Below are 19,865 nucleotides of genomic sequence, written 5' to 3'. Positions count from 1 at the left end.
TTGCTAGCAGTTAATCAACACTCAATAATTGATCAGCATGGGCTCGGCGACTTGCCGGGCCTTGTCTTTGCCCAATAGCTGTTCAACCAGCGTCAAGGCGAACTCCATAGCGGTCCCGGGACCTTGCGAGGTAATAAGCTTGGCGCCGTCATCATTAACCACCGCTTGGGTGCTTAGCTGCTCGCTCGGCACTGCACCTAAGCTGCCGGGATAGCCGGTGATGGTGGCGCTTCCCAGCAAGTCATGACTGGCCAATACAAAGCCCGGGGCTGCACAGATAGCGCCTAACCACTGCTCGCTTGGCCGTGCTTGTAGCGCGGCAATCAGCCCGGGATGATCACGCAGGTTTTCCACTCCTGGAAGGCCGCCGGGCAGGACTAGCATCTGATAACTGGCTGGCTCGACCTTACTCCACGGCAAGTCGGCTTCCAGCTTTACGCCCCGCGATGCGGTTACCGACAGGCTGTCATCGGCGTTGATGCTAACCACATCCACCTCGATCTCGGCTCGCCGGAGTACATCGATAACCGTTACCGCTTCAATCTCTTCACAACCCTGAGCCAGGGCAACCATTACTTTAGACATAGGTAGCTTCCCTCTCCTTGATCGCTGAATACAGCGCTTGATGACTCGCAATTGTCAGGCCCTGCTGTGCGGCCTGCTTGAGCAAGAACCCGGTGATATGCTCGATCTCCGTCGGGCGTTGCTTGTGTAAATCTTGATGCATAGAGCTGAAGTTGTCAGCCGTCATTTCGGCCACTTGTTTGACCTGAGCTAGAGTTTGCGCAGGTGTCAGCGGCACCCCGCAGCTATCGGCAACTTGGCAGAACTCCTGACATAGCTTCTCGAGCTGTTGTTCAAAGCGCGGGGCGAGCAATGCGCCATTGCGGATACCGTAAAGTGCGGTGAGTGGATTTATGCAGCAGTTCACAGCCAGTTTGCGCCACAGCGCAGCCTCGATTTGTCCATCCCAGTTTGCACCAAGGGCTTCAGCCAGCGGTGCGAAATGCGCTGGCTCATCAGGCGCCCCGGCGTTGCCGATGATGATTTTGCCTATACCTGTATGGCGGACTTGCTTGCTGCTAACGCCAGAGCCGTTTTCTAGAAGTGCGCCGTGGCTATTGCTGCCAAGCCATAGTGGGCGCTCGCTCCAGTTTGGTGGCAAAGAATGCTCTGCGCCCATGCCATTGACCAGCAACACCGCTTGGCAGTGCTCCGGCAGTGCCAACCCTTGGGTTGCTTGAGCCACTTGGTAGGCCTTAACGCAGACTAGCAGGTAGTCTGCATCGGCAATGCTTGGACGCTGAGTAAACTCAAAGCGTTGGGTCTGGGCCTGTGGGTCAACAAAGTCGATAGTCAGGGTTGTGGGCTGAGCCAGTCGTTGGTCGACAAAGCAGACGCGGGCACCAGCAAGTGCCAACTTCGCAGCGCACAGACTTCCGACAGCGCCAGCGCCGATAATCGCAATCGAAGGGGGAGCTATATTCATAGCCGCACTTTAGCAGAGTTTATTGGTAGAGTTCATTAGCACTGCGCGAGAGCGCTTCAGGCCGGAACATGGCGCTTATCGCGATAGAGTAAAACTTGAACTCGAAAGATGGTGAGCGGCTATGTATAATCGCCGCCCTTTGATTTTTCCCATTATTGTTTTCCATTAACCGTTGAGGTGAGTTCGCCATGTCGAAAATGTTTTATAAAGGCCGGATTGAGACCAGAAAAAGCTATGTCGGCACCGGCTACAACGTCAACCGCGAAGTCAAAGCTGGCACGGCTGAAGCGCCACTGACCGTTCGCGTGGCCAGCGAGCAGCGTAAAGCTGAGCTTGCCCAGTTAGCGGCCGAGCATGAGCTGATGGTCAATATCGAAGTGGATGCGAATCAGCCTGAGTACACCGTCGAGCTGGATACCGTGATCAGCCAGCCTCAAACCGTGACGCTGGAGAAAACCCCGGGCCGTAACGACCCATGTAGCTGTGGTAGCGGTAAAAAATACAAGAAGTGCTGCGGCTAAGCGCCCGCAGACTCGCTGCTTTTTTCCGGCTGCCAGGGCCATCGACCTTCCACTTCAAGGTGCAAGGTCATACTCAAGAAGCCGCGGATAACAATGATCAGCGCCAACACACCTACATCTTCCAGTGAGTTGGCCACCACCACCGTGCGAATGATGTCGCCGGCAATCAAGAACTCCAGACCGAGTATGATTGAGCGGCCCAAATCTCTTCGGTATTGCTTGTAGGCAATCTCTTTAGTCTGCTTGAGGTAGGTTTTGATAAAGGTGGTGGTGGTAGCGATCGAGCCGATGATCACCACTAACACGCCAAAGGCCTCGATTGCATAGCCCGCCACAGAGATCAGGCTTTTAAACTCCGCTTCCATCTTGCCCCCTGAATCAACAGCGCTGAGGATTAGTGATAGATAAGTTATCACATCCATCACTTAGGCAACGCGTGCGAGGTCACGCCTGCTGGCAGCGTTACTCAGATATGCGCAGTTTTAAGGATTGATAGATGGGGTTGATCTTGGCTTTGGCGACGTCGCCGGACTCTAGGCTGAGGATCTTCAGATAACTCTCAATCATCGAATGCTCTAGCTGATCGAGCAGCTGATAGGACATGGACCAGGAAGGAAAGCGGCGATAGGCATTGGGCCCTTTATGCACCAGTGTGACGTTGACATGCCGGGGGGCTTGCTCGATGCGCTGATAAAGGGCGGTTACTTCTGCTGCTGGGCCTTCCAGCTCCTAAAGGAAGTGTTTGCCTGCGCTGATCAACAGGCCGGTTAGCTGGTGGCTAAGGTTGTGTTCGCGGGCTTTTACCAGCAACTCGCTTATCTCTATTTCAGACAAGGCCTTGGCTTGCTGGCTTACGTAGATTAGTCGGATCATCCATTCTTCCTGATAGTTCTGTCGCCATTAAGTAAAGTGGCTGCTTGAGAATTTCGCAAGCGGGTCAATCTGTTGGCATGGCGATGCTAAGGACTGTTATGATGGCCGGCACCCAAATTAATCATTATCCAGGAGCTGTAATGCCATCCTTTGATATCGTTTCTGAAGTAGAAGTCAGTGAAATTCGCAACGCTTGCGAGAATGCCAACCGCGAGTTGGCTACGCGCTTTGATTTTCGTAATGTGGAAGCTGAGTTTGAGCTAGGCGAAGAGCTGATCAAGATGACCGCGGAAGCGGATTTTCAACTGCAACAGATGCTGGATATCCTGCGCAACAACCTTGTGAAGCGTAAAATCGACACTCGCTCCATCGACCTTGCCGATGTTGAGCATCGCGGCAAGCTGTTCTCGCAAGTGGTGAGCTTTAAAGTAGGCATCGACCAGCCCACCGCCAAGAAGCTGGTTAAGTTAATCAAAGAGAGCAAGATCAAGGTACAAACCGCGATTCAAGGCGACCAGCTGCGAGTAACCGGCAAAAAGCGCGATGACCTGCAGCAGGTAATGGCCTTGGTGCGCGAGAGCGATATGGAGCAGCCGTTCCAATTTAATAACTTCCGAGATTAAGTGCGCGGCGGGGCAAGCTATCGCGCTAAGCCATCAAGCCAAACCATTAAAACAGGCCCGCTCAGTTAAGAGCGGGTTTGTTGTTTTAGCAGGTCATCAAAGGCGTGTCTGAGTCGCCACAGTAGTACCAAGCTCGGCACCACCATCACCGCGGTGATGGCAAAGAACACCGACCAGGCATCAAACCAATCGCTCTGCATATGCCGGTGGTAAAAACCTAGTAGCCACTCTGTCCAGCCCGCGTCGAAGCGGGTGTTGAGGTCGCTCAAGCCGCGCTGCAGTGGCATAGAGTCTAACCAATCCACCAGAGCACCACTGAACGAGGCCAAGGTGGTGCGCCCCAGATTCCCCAGCGAGGCCAACAGCGCATATTGGGTGGCCGAGAAGGCCTGACCGGTGAGCAGGGAGAGGAAGGAGACAAAGGCCACCGAGGCAAAGGCCGAGGTAAAGTTGTCGACCACAATAGCGGCCAGCAGCAGATCGGTGTTTGGGCCGGCAACCGCAATCCACGAGAACATTAAGTTGGACACCGACATTGCCACCCCGCCTATAAACAGCCCCTTAATAATACCGAAGCGGGCGTTGATGGCGCTGCTAACAAAGGTAAAGCTTAAGGTTGCGCCCCAGCCAATAAGCTTGGAGTAGTGGCCGATCTCTTCGTTGCTAAAGCCAATCTGGCGGTAGAAGGTGACCGACATCCGCCCCAAAAAGGCCTGACCGATGTTAAACAGGAATACAAACAGAAGGATGCTGACGGCAATGCTGCCCTGATTGCGGCGGAAGAACTCGGCGAAGGGTTCCACCAAGGTGACATATAGCCAGGTAAACATGGACGAGTGCTGACGCTGCTGGCGCTTGGCTGCCTTTTGCTGCAGGGCATCGCGGTCGGTATGTGGCTCGCGCGCCAACAGGGTAAACAGCATGCATAGCAGTACAAAGCCCGCCATGCCTAAGTACACCGTGTTCCAACCCTGAGCATCGGCATTGATAAAGGCCAAGTAGCCGGGCACTGAGTAGCCGGTCCACCATCCCATTACTGCCATGGCGGAGGCTTGCGGCAGCTTGTGCTGCTCGCCTTGGGAGAAGCTGTCGATCCGAAAGGCGTCGATGGCCACATCTTGAGTGGCCGAGGCGGTGGTGATCCCCAGCGCGAGCAGGGCAATCAGCAGCAGGTGCTCGCTTGGTTGCAGTTGGGTAATCGCCAGCGTACAGGCCAAGATGCACAGCTGACAGAGTAAGATCCAGCTGCGTCGCTGCCCTAAACGGGTATACAGCCAAGGCAGCTTGACCCTATCTAATAGGGGGGCCCAGATAAAGTTGAGGGCATACACCACAAAGATCGAGCCAAACAAACCGATGCTGGTGCGGGTAAAGCCGGCATCGGTTAGCCAGCCGGTCATATTGGAGCCGACTAAGGTCCAGGGAAAACCGCTGGCACAGCCCAGCATAAATACCCACGCCAGTCGTTTATCCCAATACGAGGCAAGGGTCGCTCTCCAGCTACTGGCTGAATCCATGTTAGCCATGCGTGGGCTTATTCGTCAGCGGTGACGGCGTCGAGGCGGATAACCTGTTCGATGATCACTTTTTGCTGAGGAACATTGGCCATGCCCGGAAGCGGACCGTTCTTGGTTGGCTGCTTAACGATGATATCGACGATCTCCATACCCTTGGTGACTTCACCAAACACCGTATAACCGGCGCGGCGCTTTGAGCCGTCCAGGTGGGCATTGTCGACCACATTGATAAAGAACTGACGGGTCGCCGAGTTTGGATCGTTGGTGCGGGCCATAGCGATAGAGCCGCGAGTGTTACTCAGGCCATTGGATGACTCGTTCTCGATCGGTGGGTAACTCGGCAGGTTCTCATAATCGGCGGTGTAGCCACCACCTTGCGCCATAAACTTAGGGATGACTCGGTGGAACAGGCTGCCGCTGTAGCTGCCATCGTCAACGTAGCGCAGGAAGTTGGCCACGGTCTTCGGCGCGTTCTCAGCGTCGAGGGTGATTTCAAAGCTGCCCAAGTTGGTGTCGACCTGAACGACTTGCGCGTGCGAAAGCTGGCTGAAGGAGAGCAGGCCCAAGGCCAAAGAGAGGATTTTTATAAGGGATGACTTCATTGTTCATTCTCCAATACTTCAAAAAACTGGGGATCATTGGCGATCTGGGTAAGTAGCTCTGAGAGCTGGGCGCTGAGGTATTCCTCTTGGCGCTCCAGGCTTAGGCGCAGCGGACCTTCGTTGTTGTGCACCGAGCGGTACTGTTTGGCTAGACTGCGCTTGGGGGTTTCCAGCGAGACTTTTAGGCGCATGGTGGACTCCACCTGATGCTTAAGGCTGCTTTGCTCGGCAGTAGCCACTAGCTCGAGGATATCGACCTGAAGCTTAAAAGGGGAGTCGGTCACAAAGCCCAAGCCTTGTTGCTGCCAGGCTTGCTTGAGTTGCTGCTCGATGTCTAGGCGCAGGTTGCTGGCACTGGCGAGTAGCTCGGCTTGTTCCTGTCCGTCGCGATGAATACTCAGTAGGTAGCGATGGTTGCGCAGATCCGCCGAGTTTAGTGCGGCGATCAGCGACGCTTTCTCGCCTTCTGCCTGCTGGACAATAACTTCGGGTGATAGCTGCAGCTGCGGGGGCGGGGTAGAAGAGCAAGCCATCAAAGAGCCGGCGCAGCAAAGGGCTGCCAGCCAGCGTAGCGCTGGTTTCATAGGTAAACTCCGTGTTAACGCTTGTTCGCTACAAGCACTACAAATTTGTTGTTAGTCGCAAACACCTGAAAACCGCCGAATAATCGTTTCAATAGCGGTGCATAGGGCAGATGGCGATTGGCGACGACCACTAGCTTACCTGCTTTTTTCAGGCAGCGCTTGGCATCTTTAAACATTTGCTCAGCGATGTGGGTCGACACGGTATTTTGCTGATGAAACGGTGGGTTACATAGCACTAATTGGGCCGAATCAGAGGCTTGCTGCTCCAGACAGTTATCGCTGCTAAAGTGGCAGCGCTCGAGCGCCTGCGGGTAGTTGTTGGCCACATTGTTGCGCGCAGATGCTACCGCCATAAACGACTCATCGACAAAGTGCACCTCGGCATCTGGGTAGTGCTTAAGCGCCGCGAGGCCCAGCAAGCCGTTACCACAGCCGAGGTCGATCACCGAATCAACCGGCTCTTGGGGGAAGTTATCCAATAAAAAGCGGGTGCCGATATCGAACTTGCCCAAGCAGAATACATTGGCGTGATCGCTAAGCTGCCAGTTGTGTTCACTGAGCTGCCAGTTCAGTGGGTAGGGCTGTTCGCTTTGCATGTCTTGATACTCGGCAAACACTAGCCGAGCTTTTTTTTGCGCCAGCGAGGTACTGACCTCGCCAATGTGCTTCTCCAGCAGACCAAAGGCGCTCTTAACCAGCGCTTTTAGCATGGCTCCTACCACCAGTTTTTGGCCGGGTTGCAACACCTGCTGCAGGCAAATTAGTTGCTGCTCGAAGAAGGCAAGGTTTTTGGGCAGGCGCATCAGCACCAGCTCTGTTGCTGGATAAGGCTGAAGACTATCGGCAAACTGGATCCGCTGAGTAGGCAGCTCATTAGCTGCCAAGTTACGCTCCAGCGCGCGCTTAGCGATCTCCGAGTCGCTGATAGAGACAATCTCGCTCTGGGCAAAGGCGGGGTGGGCGGCTAGCGCGCAGGCCAGTGCGCCAAATTCATCGTTAATCAGCAGCACCCGCGCGACGGGCTTGGGATGTTCGAAGGCATACTGGAGCAGCTGCAAGTCGGCACCGTTCCATGCTTGCAGGGATTTATCGTGGTTATCGGGGTAGCGACTCAGAGTCAGGCTTAGATCTGCAATCTCAAGGGTGCCGGTGTTGCTCATGCTATTGGTTTAACTCGCGGGTAGGGGAACATCGGGAGTGTAGCGAAACAGCCTAGGCTTGCAAGGGAATTCAGCGCGCTTATGGTAGGCTAGCCGGGTGTCTTCTCAAATCAGGTAAGCAACGCAATGCCCTGTTCCTATTCGATTGGCCAAGCCGCTGAACTCACCGAGGTTTCGGTGGATACTCTCAGGTTTTATGAAAAGAAGGGTCTGATGCTCAAGCTCAAGCGCGCCAGTTCTGGCCATCGCCGTTACAGCCAGCAGGATATCGAGTGGCTGCGTTTTGTGCTGTGCTTGAAATCCACCGGGATGCCGCTGGAAGCGATTAAACGTTACCGCGATTTGCTGGAACAGGGTAAAGAGAGTGAGTTAGAGCGTTTGCAGATCTTGCAAAGCCACCGCGAGCAGACCCAGCTGCAGATCCAACAACTAGAGGCAAACCTGGCCCATGTGGAGCGAAAGATAGCCTTTTATACCGAAGAGCTGGGACAGCAGTTCGTGAATACTGAGTAAGCAGCCAAGCGCTAGAAGCTCAGCACTTGCCTGCGTTATTTTGTATCTACTAGGCGCTAGCTTCGCTGATTAGCGCTAGGTCCTGCTCATCGAGTTCAATCGCTGCGCCACCAACCACCCCATCTACCTGCTCGGGAGAGCGCATTCCAACTATCGCTGCGGTTACGGCTTGATGCTTCAGCACCCAAGCGATGCTAACCTCTGCGGCACTTACGCCATGTTTGGCTCCCACCGCTTTCAGTGCCTCGACGATGGCCAGGTTACGGCTTAGCTTGGGCTCTTGAAACTCGTCGCTGCCGCGGCGCCAGTCATCCTCGGCCAGGTTGGCAATGCGCTCGCGGGTCATCTTGCCGGTAAGCAAGCCGGAGCCCATCGGCGAGTAGCAGATCACGCCGATATCGTTGTTCTGGCAATAGGGTAGTTGGGCCTGTTCGCACTCGCGGTTGATCAGACTGTAGTTGGGCTGCAGGCTATTCACAGGGGCTATGGCTGCGAGCTTGTCCATCTGCTCGACCGAATGATTGGATACGCCCAAGTAGCGGATCTTGCCCTCTTGTTGCAAAGCACGCATGGTGTCCCAGCCTTCTTCGATTTGCGCTTCCGGGTTCGGCCAGTGGATTTGGTAGAGGTCGATGGCTTCGACACCTAAGCGCTTAAGGCTGTTTTCAAGCTCTTCTCGTACGCTGGCTGCGCTTAAGTCTGGGGTGATATTTTGCTTATCGTCCCAGCGAAAACAGCATTTGGTGAAAATCAGTGGCTTCTCGCTCATGCCCTTGATGGCTTGGCTTACTACCTGTTCACTATGGCCCAAGCCATATACCGGGGCGGTATCAATCCAGTTCACGCCTTTGGACAGGGCGTGCCGAATGGTGGCAATCGAGTCTTTGTCTTGCTGCTGGCCCCAGCCGAACTCCCATTTGCCACCCATCGCCCATGCACCGATACCGATCCGTGAGATGTTCAGCGATGTATTCCCCAGTTGCTCAGTGTTCATGTGTCTTTTCCTTATTAACGAAGCATATGGATGGAGTGTAAAAGCTGGAGTTAACTCCAGGTCAAGCCTTGCGTGATCGTTGCAGCAACTGGCTGGGTGATGGCAGGTGATGCTGGCCGCGATTGCGTACAGCAAGCTTGCGCTAGTGCAATGGCTGAAAGGAAGCGTGATTTTGCTCGGTCTATAGTTACAGGTAGTTGAACGGCTTGGCCCGAAGGCTAAGCGAGGAGTCACCCATGTTGCATTTGGGTATCAGCGCATTGGTGTTGGCCGGTGCCTTATCAAACGTTGGTCATCTGGTTGCGCGCCCCGCGCTAGAGGCCCCGGAATACCTGCGCTACAGCGCACATACACAGATAACCAAGGCGAGCGCTTATGAGGAGCAAGGGCTGGTTAATCCCAAGCCTCAGCAGCATTACCAGCATGCGTTTTCAGGCTCGCAAGAAGGTAATGCCCTAGCCGGTTCGTTTGATGCGATGGGTGAGTTTATGCCATATGCCGCAGACCAAGAACAGCTGTTCAATTCGATGCTGGAGAACTATCCTACCGCTGCAGGGGACTAAGATTAGGACGCGTTAACACGGATGTACCTGAACGGAAAAATCGCTAAAGTCGATGCTTGGCTTCCACAAAAACACTCTCAATCGCTGTACCAGCAGTTGCTCGCCTATTCCGGGTGGCAGCAGCACAGTATTCGCATGTTTGGAAAGCAGGTTCTGGAGCCGCGCTTGTCTAGCTGGATGGCCGATGAGGGAGTCAATTATCGTTATTCCGGCAAGCTTAGAAAGGCAGTTCCGTGGCTCCATCAAGTAAAACAGGTAAGCCAAGAAATTTCTGCTTATTGTGGTGCTGATTTCAACAGCGTGTTGCTAAACTACTATAGGAACGGCACAGATAGCATGGGCTGGCACGGTGACAACGAACCCGAGTTAGGCGAGTTACCTGTGATTGCATCGTTAAGCCTGGGTGTGACCAGGCGATTTTTATTTCGACATCGTCAAACCAAGCAAGTGATAGAACTGCAACTCGCCGATGGTGATTTGTTGATAATGAACGGGCTTTGTCAGAATCAATGGCAGCACAGTTTGCCAAAATCGCCCGCAATACAACAACCGAGGATAAACCTCACGTTTCGCGTTACCCACCCAATTGCGTCCGGGTAGTAAAGGAAAGCATTATGCATATTGAGAGCAGAATAGTTGAGTTGTTAAACGCACAGTTTTCTCCGGAAAACCTGCAAGTGGTAAATGAAAGTCATCGGCACAATGTGCCAGCGGGCTCCGAGAGCCATTTTAAGGTGAGCATTGTGGGCCCGCAGTTTGCCGGCAAACGCTTGATTCAGCGTCATCGTATGGTCAATCAGGTGTTGGCCGATCTGCTGGCGGATCATATCCATGCGTTGGCCATTCACGCCTACACCCCCGACGAGTGGGCGGAGCTGTATCAGATCCCGGCCTCCCCGCCGTGTGCCGGTGGTGAGGCGTAGCCAAGTCGGCAAACGTCTAATAGTAAAAGAGGCTCCTATATATAGGAGCCTCTTTTTTGGCTAGCTCAAGTCGTGCTGGTGACAATAATCCTTGGCCTTGTGTGCGATTTGTTAACTATTTGCCAAGCGTTGATACGCTATAAATCGGGTTTATTAACGTTTTTTTTGGCCCCTCTCTAGCTGTGAAAACTGTAAATTTTGGCAATTACTAATCTTTTAAAACAATCATTGGCGATTATTGGCAGTTTTCCATTTGAAACGCTGATCACTCTGTAATCTCTAGGACCATCTATATTTTAACGCCTTAGGTGGGAGTTGATCTTGTTGTTAACTCATCTAGGCTTGAGTAGTAGCGTCGCTAACCCTGTATTAACACTTGGTCGAATGACCCGCATTTATGGCCATTTTCCTTGGAGAATGTGGCCTATTTGGTGCTAGAATACCCGCGGTTTTTGTGGCTTGTTAGCTAAATGTCTTGAAAATGTTAGCTAATTATCAGAGCGATTCTCTGTTCAAGCCACGAGAAATATCGCTCGTCTTCCGACCCAACACATGTGTAAGAGAGTATGATTACAATAAACAAAGGCTTGGATCTTCCTATTAAAGGTGGTCCAAAACAGCAAATAGTGGACGCGTCAAAAGTGACCCGTGTTGCTGTGCTCGGCGAAGACTATGTAGGCATGCGCCCTACGATGAAAGTCCGAGTAGGTGACGTGGTTAGTCAAGGTCAGACGCTGTTCGAAGATAAAAAGACTCCCGGTGTGGTATTTACCGCCCCTTGTGCCGGCGTAGTTCGTGAAGTTAATCGTGGTGCCAAGCGTGTACTGCAGTCAGTGGTTATCGAGAAGCAAGACGGTGACAGCATTGACTTTGGTGCGCTGGAACAGACCGAGATCGCTAAAGTAGAGCGTCAGCAGATCGTTGATAAGCTGGTTCAGTCTGGTCAGTGGGTTGCACTACGTACCCGTCCTTACAGCAAAGTACCTGCTATCGACAGCGTACCTTCTGCGATTTTCGTGACTGCTATCGACACCAACCCTCTGGCTGGCGATCCTAAAGTAGTTATCGAAGCAGAAAGCAATGCTTACCTGAATGGTCTGCGCGTGCTAAGCCGCCTGACCGAAGGTGAAGTATTCGTATGTAAAGGCGACTACCAGCTTCCAGTATCCAACGCGGCACGCGTTCAGGAGCAAGTGTTTGCAGGTCCACACCCAGCAGGTCTGGCCGGTACTCACATTCACATGCTAAAACCTGCCAGCGCTCAGCGCATGGTATGGTCTATCAGCTATCAGGACGTGATCGCCTTCGGTAAGCTGTTCGAAACTGGTCGAATCTACAACCAACGCGTCGTTGCCTTGGCAGGTCCTGTGGTTAAAGAGCCACGCTTGCTGCGCACCGAGCTGGGTGCTAACACCGATGAGCTGATTGCCGGCGAACTGGTTGATGGCAACCACCGTGTGATTTCAGGTTCAGTACTGAAAGGTACCCACGCGACTGGTCCTCATGCCTACTTGGGCCGTTACCATAATCAGGTGAGCGCGCTTGAAGAAGGGTATGAGAAAGAGTTTATGGGCTGGGCTGCGCCTGGTGCCAACAAATTCTCTCTGGCTCGCATCTTCACCTCTGGCATGAACAAGAACAAATTGTTCTCCATGACCACCACTACCGGCGGTAGTGAGCGTGCCATGGTGCCAATCGGTCAATATGAGCGCGTTATGCCTCTGGACATCCTGCCTACCATGCTGCTTCGTGACATGATCGCCGGTGATACCGACGGTGCTACTCAGCTTGGCTGTCTGGAGCTGGATGAAGAAGATCTCGCGCTGTGCACCTTCGTTTGCCCTGGCAAATACGAATATGGTGACATCCTGCGCGAATGTTTGACCACGATTGAGAAGGAAGGTTAAGCATGAGCTTTTTAAAAGACTACATCGAGAAAATCGAACCTAACTTCCACCCTGGTGGAAAGCACGAGAAGTGGTTTGCGCTTTACGAAGCAACTGCAACCTTCTTCTACACCCCTGGTTTGGTAACCAAGAAGAACACTCACGTTCGTGACGCTATCGACCTGAAGCGCATCATGATTTTCGTGTACGTTGCGCTGCTGCCAGCGGTGTTCTACGGCATGTTCAATACGGGTGTGCAAGCCAATGACGCGATTGTTGCCGGCTATGCGGCCCCTGAAGGCTGGCGTACTGCCATCCTGACCATGCTGGGCGTACCTATGGGCGCTGATGCAGGCTGGTTCGCCAGTATGATGTACGGTGCCATGTACTTCGTACCGGTTTACCTGGTGTCGTTCCTGGTAGGTGGTTTCTGGGAAGTACTGTTTGCCTCGGTACGTAAGCACGAAGTGAACGAAGGCTTCTTCGTATCATCGATGCTGTTCCCGCTGATTTTGCCTGCAACTATCCCGCTGTGGCAGGTTGCGCTGGGTATTACCTTTGGTGTGGTTATCGCCAAGGAAGTATTCGGTGGTACCGGTAAAAACTTCTTGAACCCAGCGTTGGCGGGCCGTGCGTTCCTGTTCTTCGCATATCCTACTGGCATCTCTGGTGATGCAGTGTGGACTGCGGTAGACGGTTACTCAGGTGCAACTGCCCTGAGCGTAGCGGCAGCTGACGGTATCCAAGGTCTGACTGAAGCCGGTATCAGCTGGTCTGATGCGTTCTTCGGTAGCATCGCAGGTTCGATGGGTGAAACCTCAACCCTGTTGCTGTTCTTGGGCGGTGCCTTCCTGATGTTCAACCGCATTGCGTCTTGGCGCATCGTCGGTGGCGTGATGATTGGTATGATCGCAACCAGCTTGCTGTTCAACATGATCGGTTCTGAAACCAACAACATGTTCCAGGTTCCACCACACTGGCACTTGGTACTGGGTGGTTTCGCTATCGGTATGTTCTTTATGGCAACTGATCCTGTGTCTGCTTCATTCACCAACAAAGGTCGTTGGTGGTACGGCGGTCTGATTGGTGTGATGGTAGTACTGGTTCGCGTAGTTAACCCAGCCTTCCCTGAAGGTATGATGCTGGCCATCTTGTTCGCAAACTTATTCGCGCCTATTTTCGACTACTTCGTCGTTCAGGCGAACATCAAACGGAGGATTGCTCGCGATGGCCAGTAATGATTCTCTGGGTAACACCCTTAAGGTAGTACTGGGTGTTAGCCTTGTTTGTTCCATCATCGTATCAGTAGCCGCTGTTGGCCTGCGCGACATTCAACAACGTAACATTGTTGAAGACGTGCAGCGCAACATTCTGGCGGTATCGGGCGTTGAGCTAGACGGCCGCAGTGTCGGTGACGTTTACGAAGAAGTGATTGAGCCGCGTTTGGTTGATCTGAACACCGGTGAGTTCGTAGATGCATCTGCTGAAGAAATCGCCGATTTTGATCAGCGCGCTGCAGCTAAAGAGCCAGAGACCAGCATCCGTCTGACCTCTGAGCAAGACGTAGCTGGCATCGTTCGCCGCGCAAACGTTGCAAAGGTTTACTTTGTACGTGGCGAAAGCGGTGACTTTGAACGTGTGATTCTGCCGATTCACGGTTACGGTCTGTGGTCGACCATGTACGCCTTCTTGGCGGTACAGCCTGACGGCCAAACTATTGACGCTATCGTTTACTACGACCAGGGTGAAACCCCGGGGCTAGGTGGCGAAGTGGCTAACCCGCTATGGCAAGCTAAGTTTGTTGGCAAGCAACTGTTCGACGAGCAGGGCAGCCCAGCAATCACGGTTGCTAAAGGTAGCGCAGATCCTAACTCCATCCACGAAGTTGACGGTCTGTCAGGTTCAACCCTGACCAGCAACGGTGTAACTAACACCTTTGACTTCTGGCTGAGTGACAATGGCTTTGGCAAGTTCCTGGGCCGCATTCAAGACGGAGGCCTGATCTAATGGCTAATGCTAAAGAAATGAAACAGGTTCTATCGAACCCTGTAGTTTCAAACAACCCTATCGCGCTTCAGGTACTAGGTATCTGTTCCGCACTGGCCGTAACCAGCAGCCTGCAAACTGCACTGGTTATGACCCTGGCGGTTGTTTTTGTATGCTCATTGTCGAACCTGTCGATTTCGCTTATTCGAAATCACATTCCTAGTAGTGTACGTATCATCGTGCAGATGGCGATCATCGCTTCACTAGTAATTGTTGTAGACCAAATCCTTAAGGCAGTGGTTTATGACATCTCTAAAGAGCTCTCGGTATTCGTTGGTCTGATTATTACCAACTGTATCGTGATGGGCCGCGCAGAAGCGTTCGCGATGAAAGAGCCACCGCTTAAGTCGTTCATCGACGGTATCGGTAACGGTTTGGGCTACGGTCTGATCCTGATGGTTGTAGGCGCGATTCGTGAGTTCTTCGGTGCTGGTTCGCTTTTCGGTATCGAAATCATGCCGCTGGTTAACAACGGTGGTTGGTATCAGCCAAACGGTCTGTTGCTACTGCCTGCGTCAGCCTTCTTCATTATCGGCCTGATTATCTGGGTAATCCGTACTTACGACCCAGCGCAAGTAGAGCCAAAGGAGTAAGCTAGTGGAACATTATATTAGTCTCTTCGTTCGCTCTGTTTTCATCGAAAACTTGGCGCTCGCTTTCCTGTTGGGTATGTGTACCTTCCTGGCAGTATCGAAAAAGATTAAAACCTCTTTCGGTCTGGGTGTAGCGGTAATCGTAGTACTGGGTATTGCGGTTCCGGTAAACCAAATCATTTACACCAGCCTGTTGGCGCCGGGTGCGCTGGCTTGGGCTGGTCTGCCTGAAGTTGACCTGAGCTTCCTGAACTTCATCGCGTTCATTGGTGTGATCGCTGCACTGGTACAGATCCTTGAGATGGTACTGGACAAGTTCTTCCCGGCTCTTTATCAGGCTCTGGGTATCTTCTTGCCACTGATCACCGTGAACTGTGCCATCTTTGGTGCCGTATCCTTCATGGTACAGCGTGAGTACAACCTGGCAGAATCTTTCGTTTACGCCGTAGGTAGCGGTGTGGGCTGGATGCTGGCGATTGTTGCTCTGGCAGGTCTTCGCGAGAAGATGAAGTACTCTGACGTGCCTCCGGGTCTACGTGGTTTGGGTATTACCTTTATCACCGTAGGTTTGATGGCGATGGCTTTCATGGCGTTTTCAGGCGTTTCGCTGTAAGCGGCCAATAACTACAAGGAAAATAGTCGATGGAAATTATTCTCGGCGTAATGATGTTTACCTTGCTCGTCTTGGCCTTGGTAGCAGTGATTTTGTTTGCTAAGTCTAAGCTCGTAGCTTCGGGTGAAATCAAGATCACCATTAACGGTGATCCAGAAAAGACCATTACTACCAGCGCCGGCAGCAAGCTGCTGAACGTGCTGGGTAGCAACGGTATCTTTATTTCTTCTGCTTGTGGTGGCGGTGGCTCGTGTGGCCAGTGTCATGCAACTGTTAAGTCTGGTGGAGGCGACATTCTGCCAACCGAGCTTGACCATATCTCTAAGGGCGAAGCCCGTGAAGGTTTGCGTTTGGCCTGTCAGGTTAACGTAAAAGAAGATATGGAAATCCAGCTTCCAGAAGAAATCTTCGGTGTGAAGAAGTGGGATTGTGAGGTTATCTCTAACGACAACCAAGCCACCTTCATTAAAGAATTGGTACTGCAGATCCCTGATGGTGAATCAGTACCGTTCCGCGCCGGTGGTTACATTCAGATTGAAGCACCTGCTCACCACGTTAAGTTCTCTGACTTCGATATCGAAGATCAGTACCGTGGCGACTGGGACCACTTCGACCTGTTCAAGCTGGAATCGAAAGTAGACGAAGAAACCATTCGTGCATACTCAATGGCCAACTACCCTGAGGAAGAAGGCCTGATTATGCTGAATGTGCGTATCGCTACTCCGCCGCCAAACGATATGACTCTGCCTCCGGGCAAGATGTCATCGTTCATCTTCAACCTGAAGAAGGGCGATAAAGTGACTATCTCTGGTCCATTCGGTGAGTTCTTCGCCAAAGAGACCGACAACGAGATGGTATTTATCGGTGGTGGTGCTGGTATGGCGCCAATGCGTTCACACATCTTCGATCAGCTTAAGCGTCTGAAGTCTAGCCGTAAGATGAGCTTCTGGTACGGTGCCCGTTCACGTCGTGAGATCTTCTACCAAGAAGACTTCGATGGTCTGGCAGCCGACAACGAGAACTTCCAGTGGCACGTAGCCCTGTCTGACCCGCAAGAGGGCGACAACTGGGATGGCTACACCGGCTTCATTCACAACGTTCTGTTCGAGAACTATCTGCGCGACCACGAAGCGCCGGAAGACTGTGAATACTACATGTGTGGTCCACCGGTGATGAACGCGGCTGTGATTAACATGCTCAAAGATCTGGGCGTTGAAGACGAAAACATCATGTTGGATGACTTTGGTGGTTAATTCGTGAAAACGACCTTAAAGCAATGGCTGGCCCTTATCGGGCTGGCCTTTTTTATTAGTGGCTGTGAGAAATCCAGCGATCTTTACACCCTGCAGATTACCGGCTCGACCATGGGCACCTACTATCAGGTGAAAGTGGTGGACACCAAGGCGCAACTGCCCGACGGTGAGGCGCTACAGGCATTGATTGATGCTGAACTGGAAGCGGTCAACGATGAGATGTCGACCTACCGCCCCAGCTCCGAGATCTCGCGCTTTAACCAGTCCGAGGGCAGTGAGCCGATGGCAATCTCATCGCACTTTGCCTATGTGATGGACGCATCTATTGCGCTCTCAGAGGCAACTGCTGGTGCGTTTGACCCAACCGTTGGCCCATTGGTCAACTTGTGGGGCTTCGGCCCTGAAGGTCGCCCGGAAACCATCCCTAGCGATGAGCAAGTGGCACAAGCGAGCGCGAAAGTGGGTTATCAGCACCTAAGCCTGCAAGATGGCATGCTGAGCAAGGCTGTTCCAGAGCTCTATCTGGACCTGTCGGCGATAGCTAAAGGCCATGGAGTGGACCGCGTTGCCGAGGTGTTGGAAGCGCAAGGCGTGGCCAACTACCTGGTCGACATCGGCGGTGAGCTGCGCCTGAAAGGGCACAACGACAAAGATGCGCCATGGCGTATTGCGGTTGAAAAACCGGTGGCGGGTGGCACGGGGGCTATCCAGAAGATCATCGCCCCGGGTGATGGAGGGCTGGCAACCTCCGGCGATTATCGAAATTATTTCGAGCATGATGGGGTCCGTTATTCACACACCATCAATCCCGCGACTGCTAAGCCAATTGCCAATAAGATCGTATCCGTGACAGTGGTAACCCAAAGCAGTATGATGGCCGACGCTTATGCAACCGCCTTCACCGTAATGGGTGTTGAAGCGAGTATGGCCATGGCAAAGGAGCGGGCACTGGCTGTGTATATTATCGAGAAACAGGGTGAAGAGTTTGCTGAACATATCAGCGACGCATTCGCTCCTTTGATTCAGCAGTAGCCAAAAGTCGGGCACCGCTGAGGGGCAAACTAGAGGTAATCAATGGCGTACTTTATCGCGACCTTCGTATTTTTCCTGGTGATCATTGCCGCCATGGCAATTGGTTACATTGTGCAGCAGAAAACCATCAGCGGCAGCTGTGGTGGACTGGCATCGGTGGGCATCGACAAAGAGTGTGACTGCCCCGAGCCTTGTGATCGTCGTAAGGCGAAAATGGCTAAGGAAGCGGCCAAAGAGAAGACTCGCCAGGCGATGCAAAAAGAGAATCGCATTATCTAGTGCAACCCAGCCCTGGATGACCATAAACGGCCCTATGTGGCCGTTTTTTTGTGGCTGCGATATGCTCTCAACACCTTGATTTTGTCTCCTTCACCTAAAACTTTTTGCCAAAGCCCAAAGCCCAAAGCCCAAAGCCCAAAGCCCAAAGCCCAAAGCCCAAAGCTGTTGTGTATACGGTTACATTGTGGTTAATAATCAAGTTACACGACAAGTCTGAAAAGTAATCAATCAGAACACTTATACGTTATATCTCCGCTGTATAAGGGACTTGCAGCGATCTTTTGTAACGATGATGCAAAGCAGATTATTCGAGAAAGCGGTGTAAACGTTTCCATTTATGTCTTTTCGATCACAGAAATGCCAGTGGGAATGTAGATAATGCGCACTGTAACTAATTCGTAAAACAAGGGCAGTACGAGTGTCTGACTCAACGATTTCATTTAAAACTAAACTCTCTTACGGTATCGGTGCCTTGGGCAAGGACTTCGGTTGTGCACCTATCTACCTGTTTCTAATGTTCTATTTCACTGATGTAGCGGGTATTTCAGCTGCATTCGTGGGTACTATCTTTCTAGCTGCGCGGGTTATTGACGCGATTACCGACCCAATGATGGGCATGGTGGTAGATAACACCCGTTCGCGCTTCGGTAAGTTCCGTCCATGGATTGTGATTGGCACCCTGATTAACTCGGTGGTGTTGATTGCACTGTTTAGCACTCACAACTTTGAAGGCACTGCGTTGCTGGTCTACGCAACCGTGGCTTACATCCTTTGGGGCCTGACTTACACCATTATGGATATCCCATACTGGTCAATGATCCCGGCACTGAGCAACGCCCGTGAAGAGCGTGAGAAGCTGGTTGTTTGGCCGCGTCTGTTCGCTAGCTTGGCGTGGTTCCTAATGGGTACCTATGGCCTGCATGTGGTGGGTGTACTGGGTGGCGAAGACCAAGGTCAAGGCTTTACCTATCTGGCAATGGGTGTTGCGGTATTCTTCGTATTCAGTGCCATCCTCACCGGCATCAACGTGAAGGAGCAGGCTAAGGTCTCTGCAGGCGTAGCCGAGCGCTTTAACGTACGTGACGTTATCCAAATCATCGATGGCAACGATCAGCTTAAAGCGCTAATCGGTACTGTATTGTCGTTCCAAGTAGCAAACATGCTGGTTAGCGGCTTTGCTATCTACTACTTCGCCTATGCACTGGGTAATGAAGCACTATTCCCAATCTACATGATGGTAGCGGGCGCGGCTGAGATTGCCGGTGTATTCCTGTTCCCTCGCTTGGCGGCATGGCTACCACGCAAGAACCTGTGGATTATCGCCTGTGGCGCTGCGATTGCGTCTTCAGTGATTCTACTGGCAATGAACCTTGTGATGCCGGGTAACGCAATTTTGATTGGTCTTGCTGGTGCAGCGATTAAATTCGGTGTAGGTATTACCAATGCATTGCAAACCGTAATGCTGGCAGACGTTGTGGATTACGGTGAGCACAAAACTGGCCGTCGCAGTGAGAGTGTTATCTTCTCAGTGCAAACCATGTTGGTGAAATTCGCCGGTGCACTGGGTGGTTTTATTGTAGGTGTGGGTCTGACCTTGGTGGGCTATCAGCCAAACGTGGTGCAAACCGACTCAACCATCTTTGGTATCCAGTTCATGATGCTAGGCATTCCAACCGTACTGATGTTACTGAGTGTTTGGATCTATAAACGCTTCTACCGCTTGCATGAAGGCTTTACGCCGGAGCAACAAGAAGTCAGCCCCAACGCGGCACCAGAACTCGCATAAGCATAAAACGGCCCC

23 protein-coding genes and 1 pseudogene are annotated in these 19,865 nt (G+C 52.4%); 15 read left to right on the top strand and 9 right to left on the bottom strand.

Annotated features, from left to right (window positions below; all coding sequences use genetic code 11):
• Positions 1-21 precede the first annotated feature (21 nt).
• Positions 22-585, bottom strand: a complete 564-nt coding sequence (locus tag G462_RS0112320) for a DJ-1 family glyoxalase III (protein ID WP_026959260.1) — start codon at positions 583-585, stop codon at positions 22-24.
• Entirely contained in the window at positions 578-1,489 is a 912-nt protein-coding gene (locus G462_RS0112315) for a ketopantoate reductase family protein (RefSeq protein ID WP_026959259.1), read from the bottom strand. The genes G462_RS0112320 and G462_RS0112315 overlap by 8 nt, the downstream gene beginning before the upstream one ends.
• Before the next feature lie 188 nt (positions 1,490-1,677).
• On the opposite strand from G462_RS0112315, the gene G462_RS0112310 reads away from it, so the two are divergent.
• Positions 1,678-2,010, top strand: coding sequence for a PBPRA1643 family SWIM/SEC-C metal-binding motif protein (locus tag G462_RS0112310; protein ID WP_026959258.1), 333 nt, complete (start codon positions 1,678-1,680; stop codon positions 2,008-2,010).
• On the opposite strand, the gene G462_RS0112305 is transcribed toward G462_RS0112310, so the two are convergent.
• Positions 2,007-2,375, bottom strand: coding sequence for a DUF1622 domain-containing protein (locus G462_RS0112305; RefSeq protein ID WP_026959257.1), 369 nt, complete (start codon positions 2,373-2,375; stop codon positions 2,007-2,009). The two genes, G462_RS0112310 and G462_RS0112305, sit on opposite strands and share 4 nt — an antisense overlap.
• A gap of 97 nt (positions 2,376-2,472) precedes the next feature.
• Positions 2,473-2,883 (bottom strand): annotated as a pseudogene (locus G462_RS25060) (BLUF domain-containing protein).
• 140 nt (positions 2,884-3,023) lie between these two features.
• Between G462_RS25060 and G462_RS0112290 the strand changes: the two are divergent.
• Positions 3,024-3,506 (top strand): YajQ family cyclic di-GMP-binding protein, encoded by a 483-nt coding sequence (locus G462_RS0112290; protein ID WP_026959256.1) that lies wholly within the window; start codon positions 3,024-3,026, stop codon positions 3,504-3,506.
• 65 nt (positions 3,507-3,571) lie between these two features.
• Here G462_RS0112290 and G462_RS0112285 read toward each other — a convergent pair whose 3' ends face one another.
• The 4 genes from G462_RS0112285 to G462_RS0112270 are packed head-to-tail and all read right to left on the bottom strand — an operon-like array spanning position 3,572 to position 7,369.
• A complete protein-coding gene (locus G462_RS0112285) occupies positions 3,572-5,023 on the bottom strand; it encodes an AmpG family muropeptide MFS transporter (RefSeq protein ID WP_035477621.1) in 1,452 nt (483 codons plus the stop codon).
• Positions 5,024-5,040: 17 nt separating this feature from the next.
• The gene (locus G462_RS0112280) at positions 5,041-5,625 is read right to left on the bottom strand and encodes a peptidylprolyl isomerase (RefSeq protein ID WP_026959254.1); all 585 of its coding nucleotides are present in this window, start codon (positions 5,623-5,625) and stop codon (positions 5,041-5,043) included.
• Complete coding sequence (locus tag G462_RS0112275) at positions 5,622-6,209, bottom strand: YajG family lipoprotein (protein ID WP_026959253.1); 588 nt, start codon at positions 6,207-6,209, stop codon at positions 5,622-5,624. The genes G462_RS0112280 and G462_RS0112275 overlap by 4 nt, the downstream gene beginning before the upstream one ends.
• A gap of 14 nt (positions 6,210-6,223) precedes the next feature.
• Positions 6,224-7,369 (bottom strand): methyltransferase, encoded by a 1,146-nt coding sequence (locus G462_RS0112270; RefSeq protein ID WP_026959252.1) that lies wholly within the window; start codon positions 7,367-7,369, stop codon positions 6,224-6,226.
• A 126-nt stretch (positions 7,370-7,495) separates the two neighbouring features.
• Here G462_RS0112270 and G462_RS0112265 point away from each other — a divergent pair, with 126 nt between their 5' ends.
• Positions 7,496-7,882 (top strand): MerR family transcriptional regulator, encoded by a 387-nt coding sequence (locus tag G462_RS0112265; RefSeq protein ID WP_026959251.1) that lies wholly within the window; start codon positions 7,496-7,498, stop codon positions 7,880-7,882.
• 49 nt (positions 7,883-7,931) lie between these two features.
• Here G462_RS0112265 and G462_RS0112260 read toward each other — a convergent pair whose 3' ends face one another.
• Positions 7,932-8,876, bottom strand: coding sequence for an aldo/keto reductase (locus tag G462_RS0112260; protein WP_026959250.1), 945 nt, complete (start codon positions 8,874-8,876; stop codon positions 7,932-7,934).
• A 236-nt stretch (positions 8,877-9,112) separates the two neighbouring features.
• Between G462_RS0112260 and G462_RS0112255 the strand changes: the two genes are divergently transcribed.
• The 12 genes from G462_RS0112255 to melB all read left to right on the top strand — a co-directional run bounded on the left by G462_RS0112255 (position 9,113) and on the right by melB (position 19,850).
• Entirely contained in the window at positions 9,113-9,439 is a 327-nt protein-coding gene (locus G462_RS0112255; protein ID WP_026959249.1) for a hypothetical protein, read from the top strand.
• A 21-nt stretch (positions 9,440-9,460) separates the two neighbouring features.
• Positions 9,461-10,039, top strand: coding sequence for an alpha-ketoglutarate-dependent dioxygenase AlkB family protein (locus G462_RS0112250; protein ID WP_026959248.1), 579 nt, complete (start codon positions 9,461-9,463; stop codon positions 10,037-10,039).
• Between the two features lie 14 nt (positions 10,040-10,053).
• Entirely contained in the window at positions 10,054-10,362 is a 309-nt protein-coding gene (locus tag G462_RS0112245) for a BolA family protein (protein ID WP_026959247.1), read from the top strand.
• 566 nt (positions 10,363-10,928) lie between these two features.
• Entirely contained in the window at positions 10,929-12,269 is a 1,341-nt protein-coding gene (locus tag G462_RS0112240; RefSeq protein ID WP_026959246.1) for a Na(+)-translocating NADH-quinone reductase subunit A, read from the top strand.
• 2 nt (positions 12,270-12,271) lie between these two features.
• Positions 12,272-13,486: an NADH:ubiquinone reductase (Na(+)-transporting) subunit B gene (locus G462_RS0112235; RefSeq protein WP_026959245.1), complete on the top strand. Its 1,215-nt coding sequence runs from the start codon at positions 12,272-12,274 to the stop codon at positions 13,484-13,486.
• The gene (locus tag G462_RS0112230) at positions 13,476-14,255 is read left to right on the top strand and encodes a Na(+)-translocating NADH-quinone reductase subunit C (protein WP_026959244.1); all 780 of its coding nucleotides are present in this window, start codon (positions 13,476-13,478) and stop codon (positions 14,253-14,255) included. Before G462_RS0112235 ends, G462_RS0112230 begins: the two co-directional genes overlap by 11 nt.
• Positions 14,255-14,887, top strand: coding sequence for an NADH:ubiquinone reductase (Na(+)-transporting) subunit D (locus G462_RS0112225; protein WP_026959243.1), 633 nt, complete (start codon positions 14,255-14,257; stop codon positions 14,885-14,887). The genes G462_RS0112230 and G462_RS0112225 overlap by 1 nt, the downstream gene beginning before the upstream one ends.
• A 4-nt stretch (positions 14,888-14,891) precedes the next feature.
• Positions 14,892-15,500: an NADH:ubiquinone reductase (Na(+)-transporting) subunit E gene (gene nqrE, locus G462_RS0112220; RefSeq protein ID WP_026959242.1), complete on the top strand. Its 609-nt coding sequence runs from the start codon at positions 14,892-14,894 to the stop codon at positions 15,498-15,500.
• A gap of 29 nt (positions 15,501-15,529) precedes the next feature.
• A complete protein-coding gene (gene nqrF / locus G462_RS0112215) occupies positions 15,530-16,753 on the top strand; it encodes an NADH:ubiquinone reductase (Na(+)-transporting) subunit F (protein ID WP_026959241.1) in 1,224 nt (407 codons plus the stop codon).
• 3 nt (positions 16,754-16,756) lie between these two features.
• Positions 16,757-17,785 carry an FAD:protein FMN transferase gene (locus G462_RS0112210; RefSeq protein WP_026959240.1) on the top strand — a complete coding sequence of 343 codons (1,029 nt, stop codon included), beginning with the start codon at positions 16,757-16,759 and terminating at the stop codon, positions 17,783-17,785.
• Positions 17,786-17,827: 42 nt separating this feature from the next.
• Positions 17,828-18,064 (top strand): (Na+)-NQR maturation NqrM, encoded by a 237-nt coding sequence (nqrM, locus tag G462_RS0112205; RefSeq protein WP_026959239.1) that lies wholly within the window; start codon positions 17,828-17,830, stop codon positions 18,062-18,064.
• 418 nt (positions 18,065-18,482) lie between these two features.
• A complete protein-coding gene (gene melB, locus G462_RS0112200) occupies positions 18,483-19,850 on the top strand; it encodes a melibiose:sodium transporter MelB (protein ID WP_026959238.1) in 1,368 nt (455 codons plus the stop codon).
• The last annotated feature ends 15 nt before the right edge of the window (positions 19,851-19,865 follow it).

Origin of the sequence: Aliagarivorans taiwanensis DSM 22990 (assembly GCF_000429505.1) — a bacterium.
GTDB lineage: Bacteria > Pseudomonadota > Gammaproteobacteria > Enterobacterales > Celerinatantimonadaceae > Aliagarivorans > Aliagarivorans taiwanensis.
This window is presented reverse-complemented; position numbering and strand designations above follow the sequence as displayed.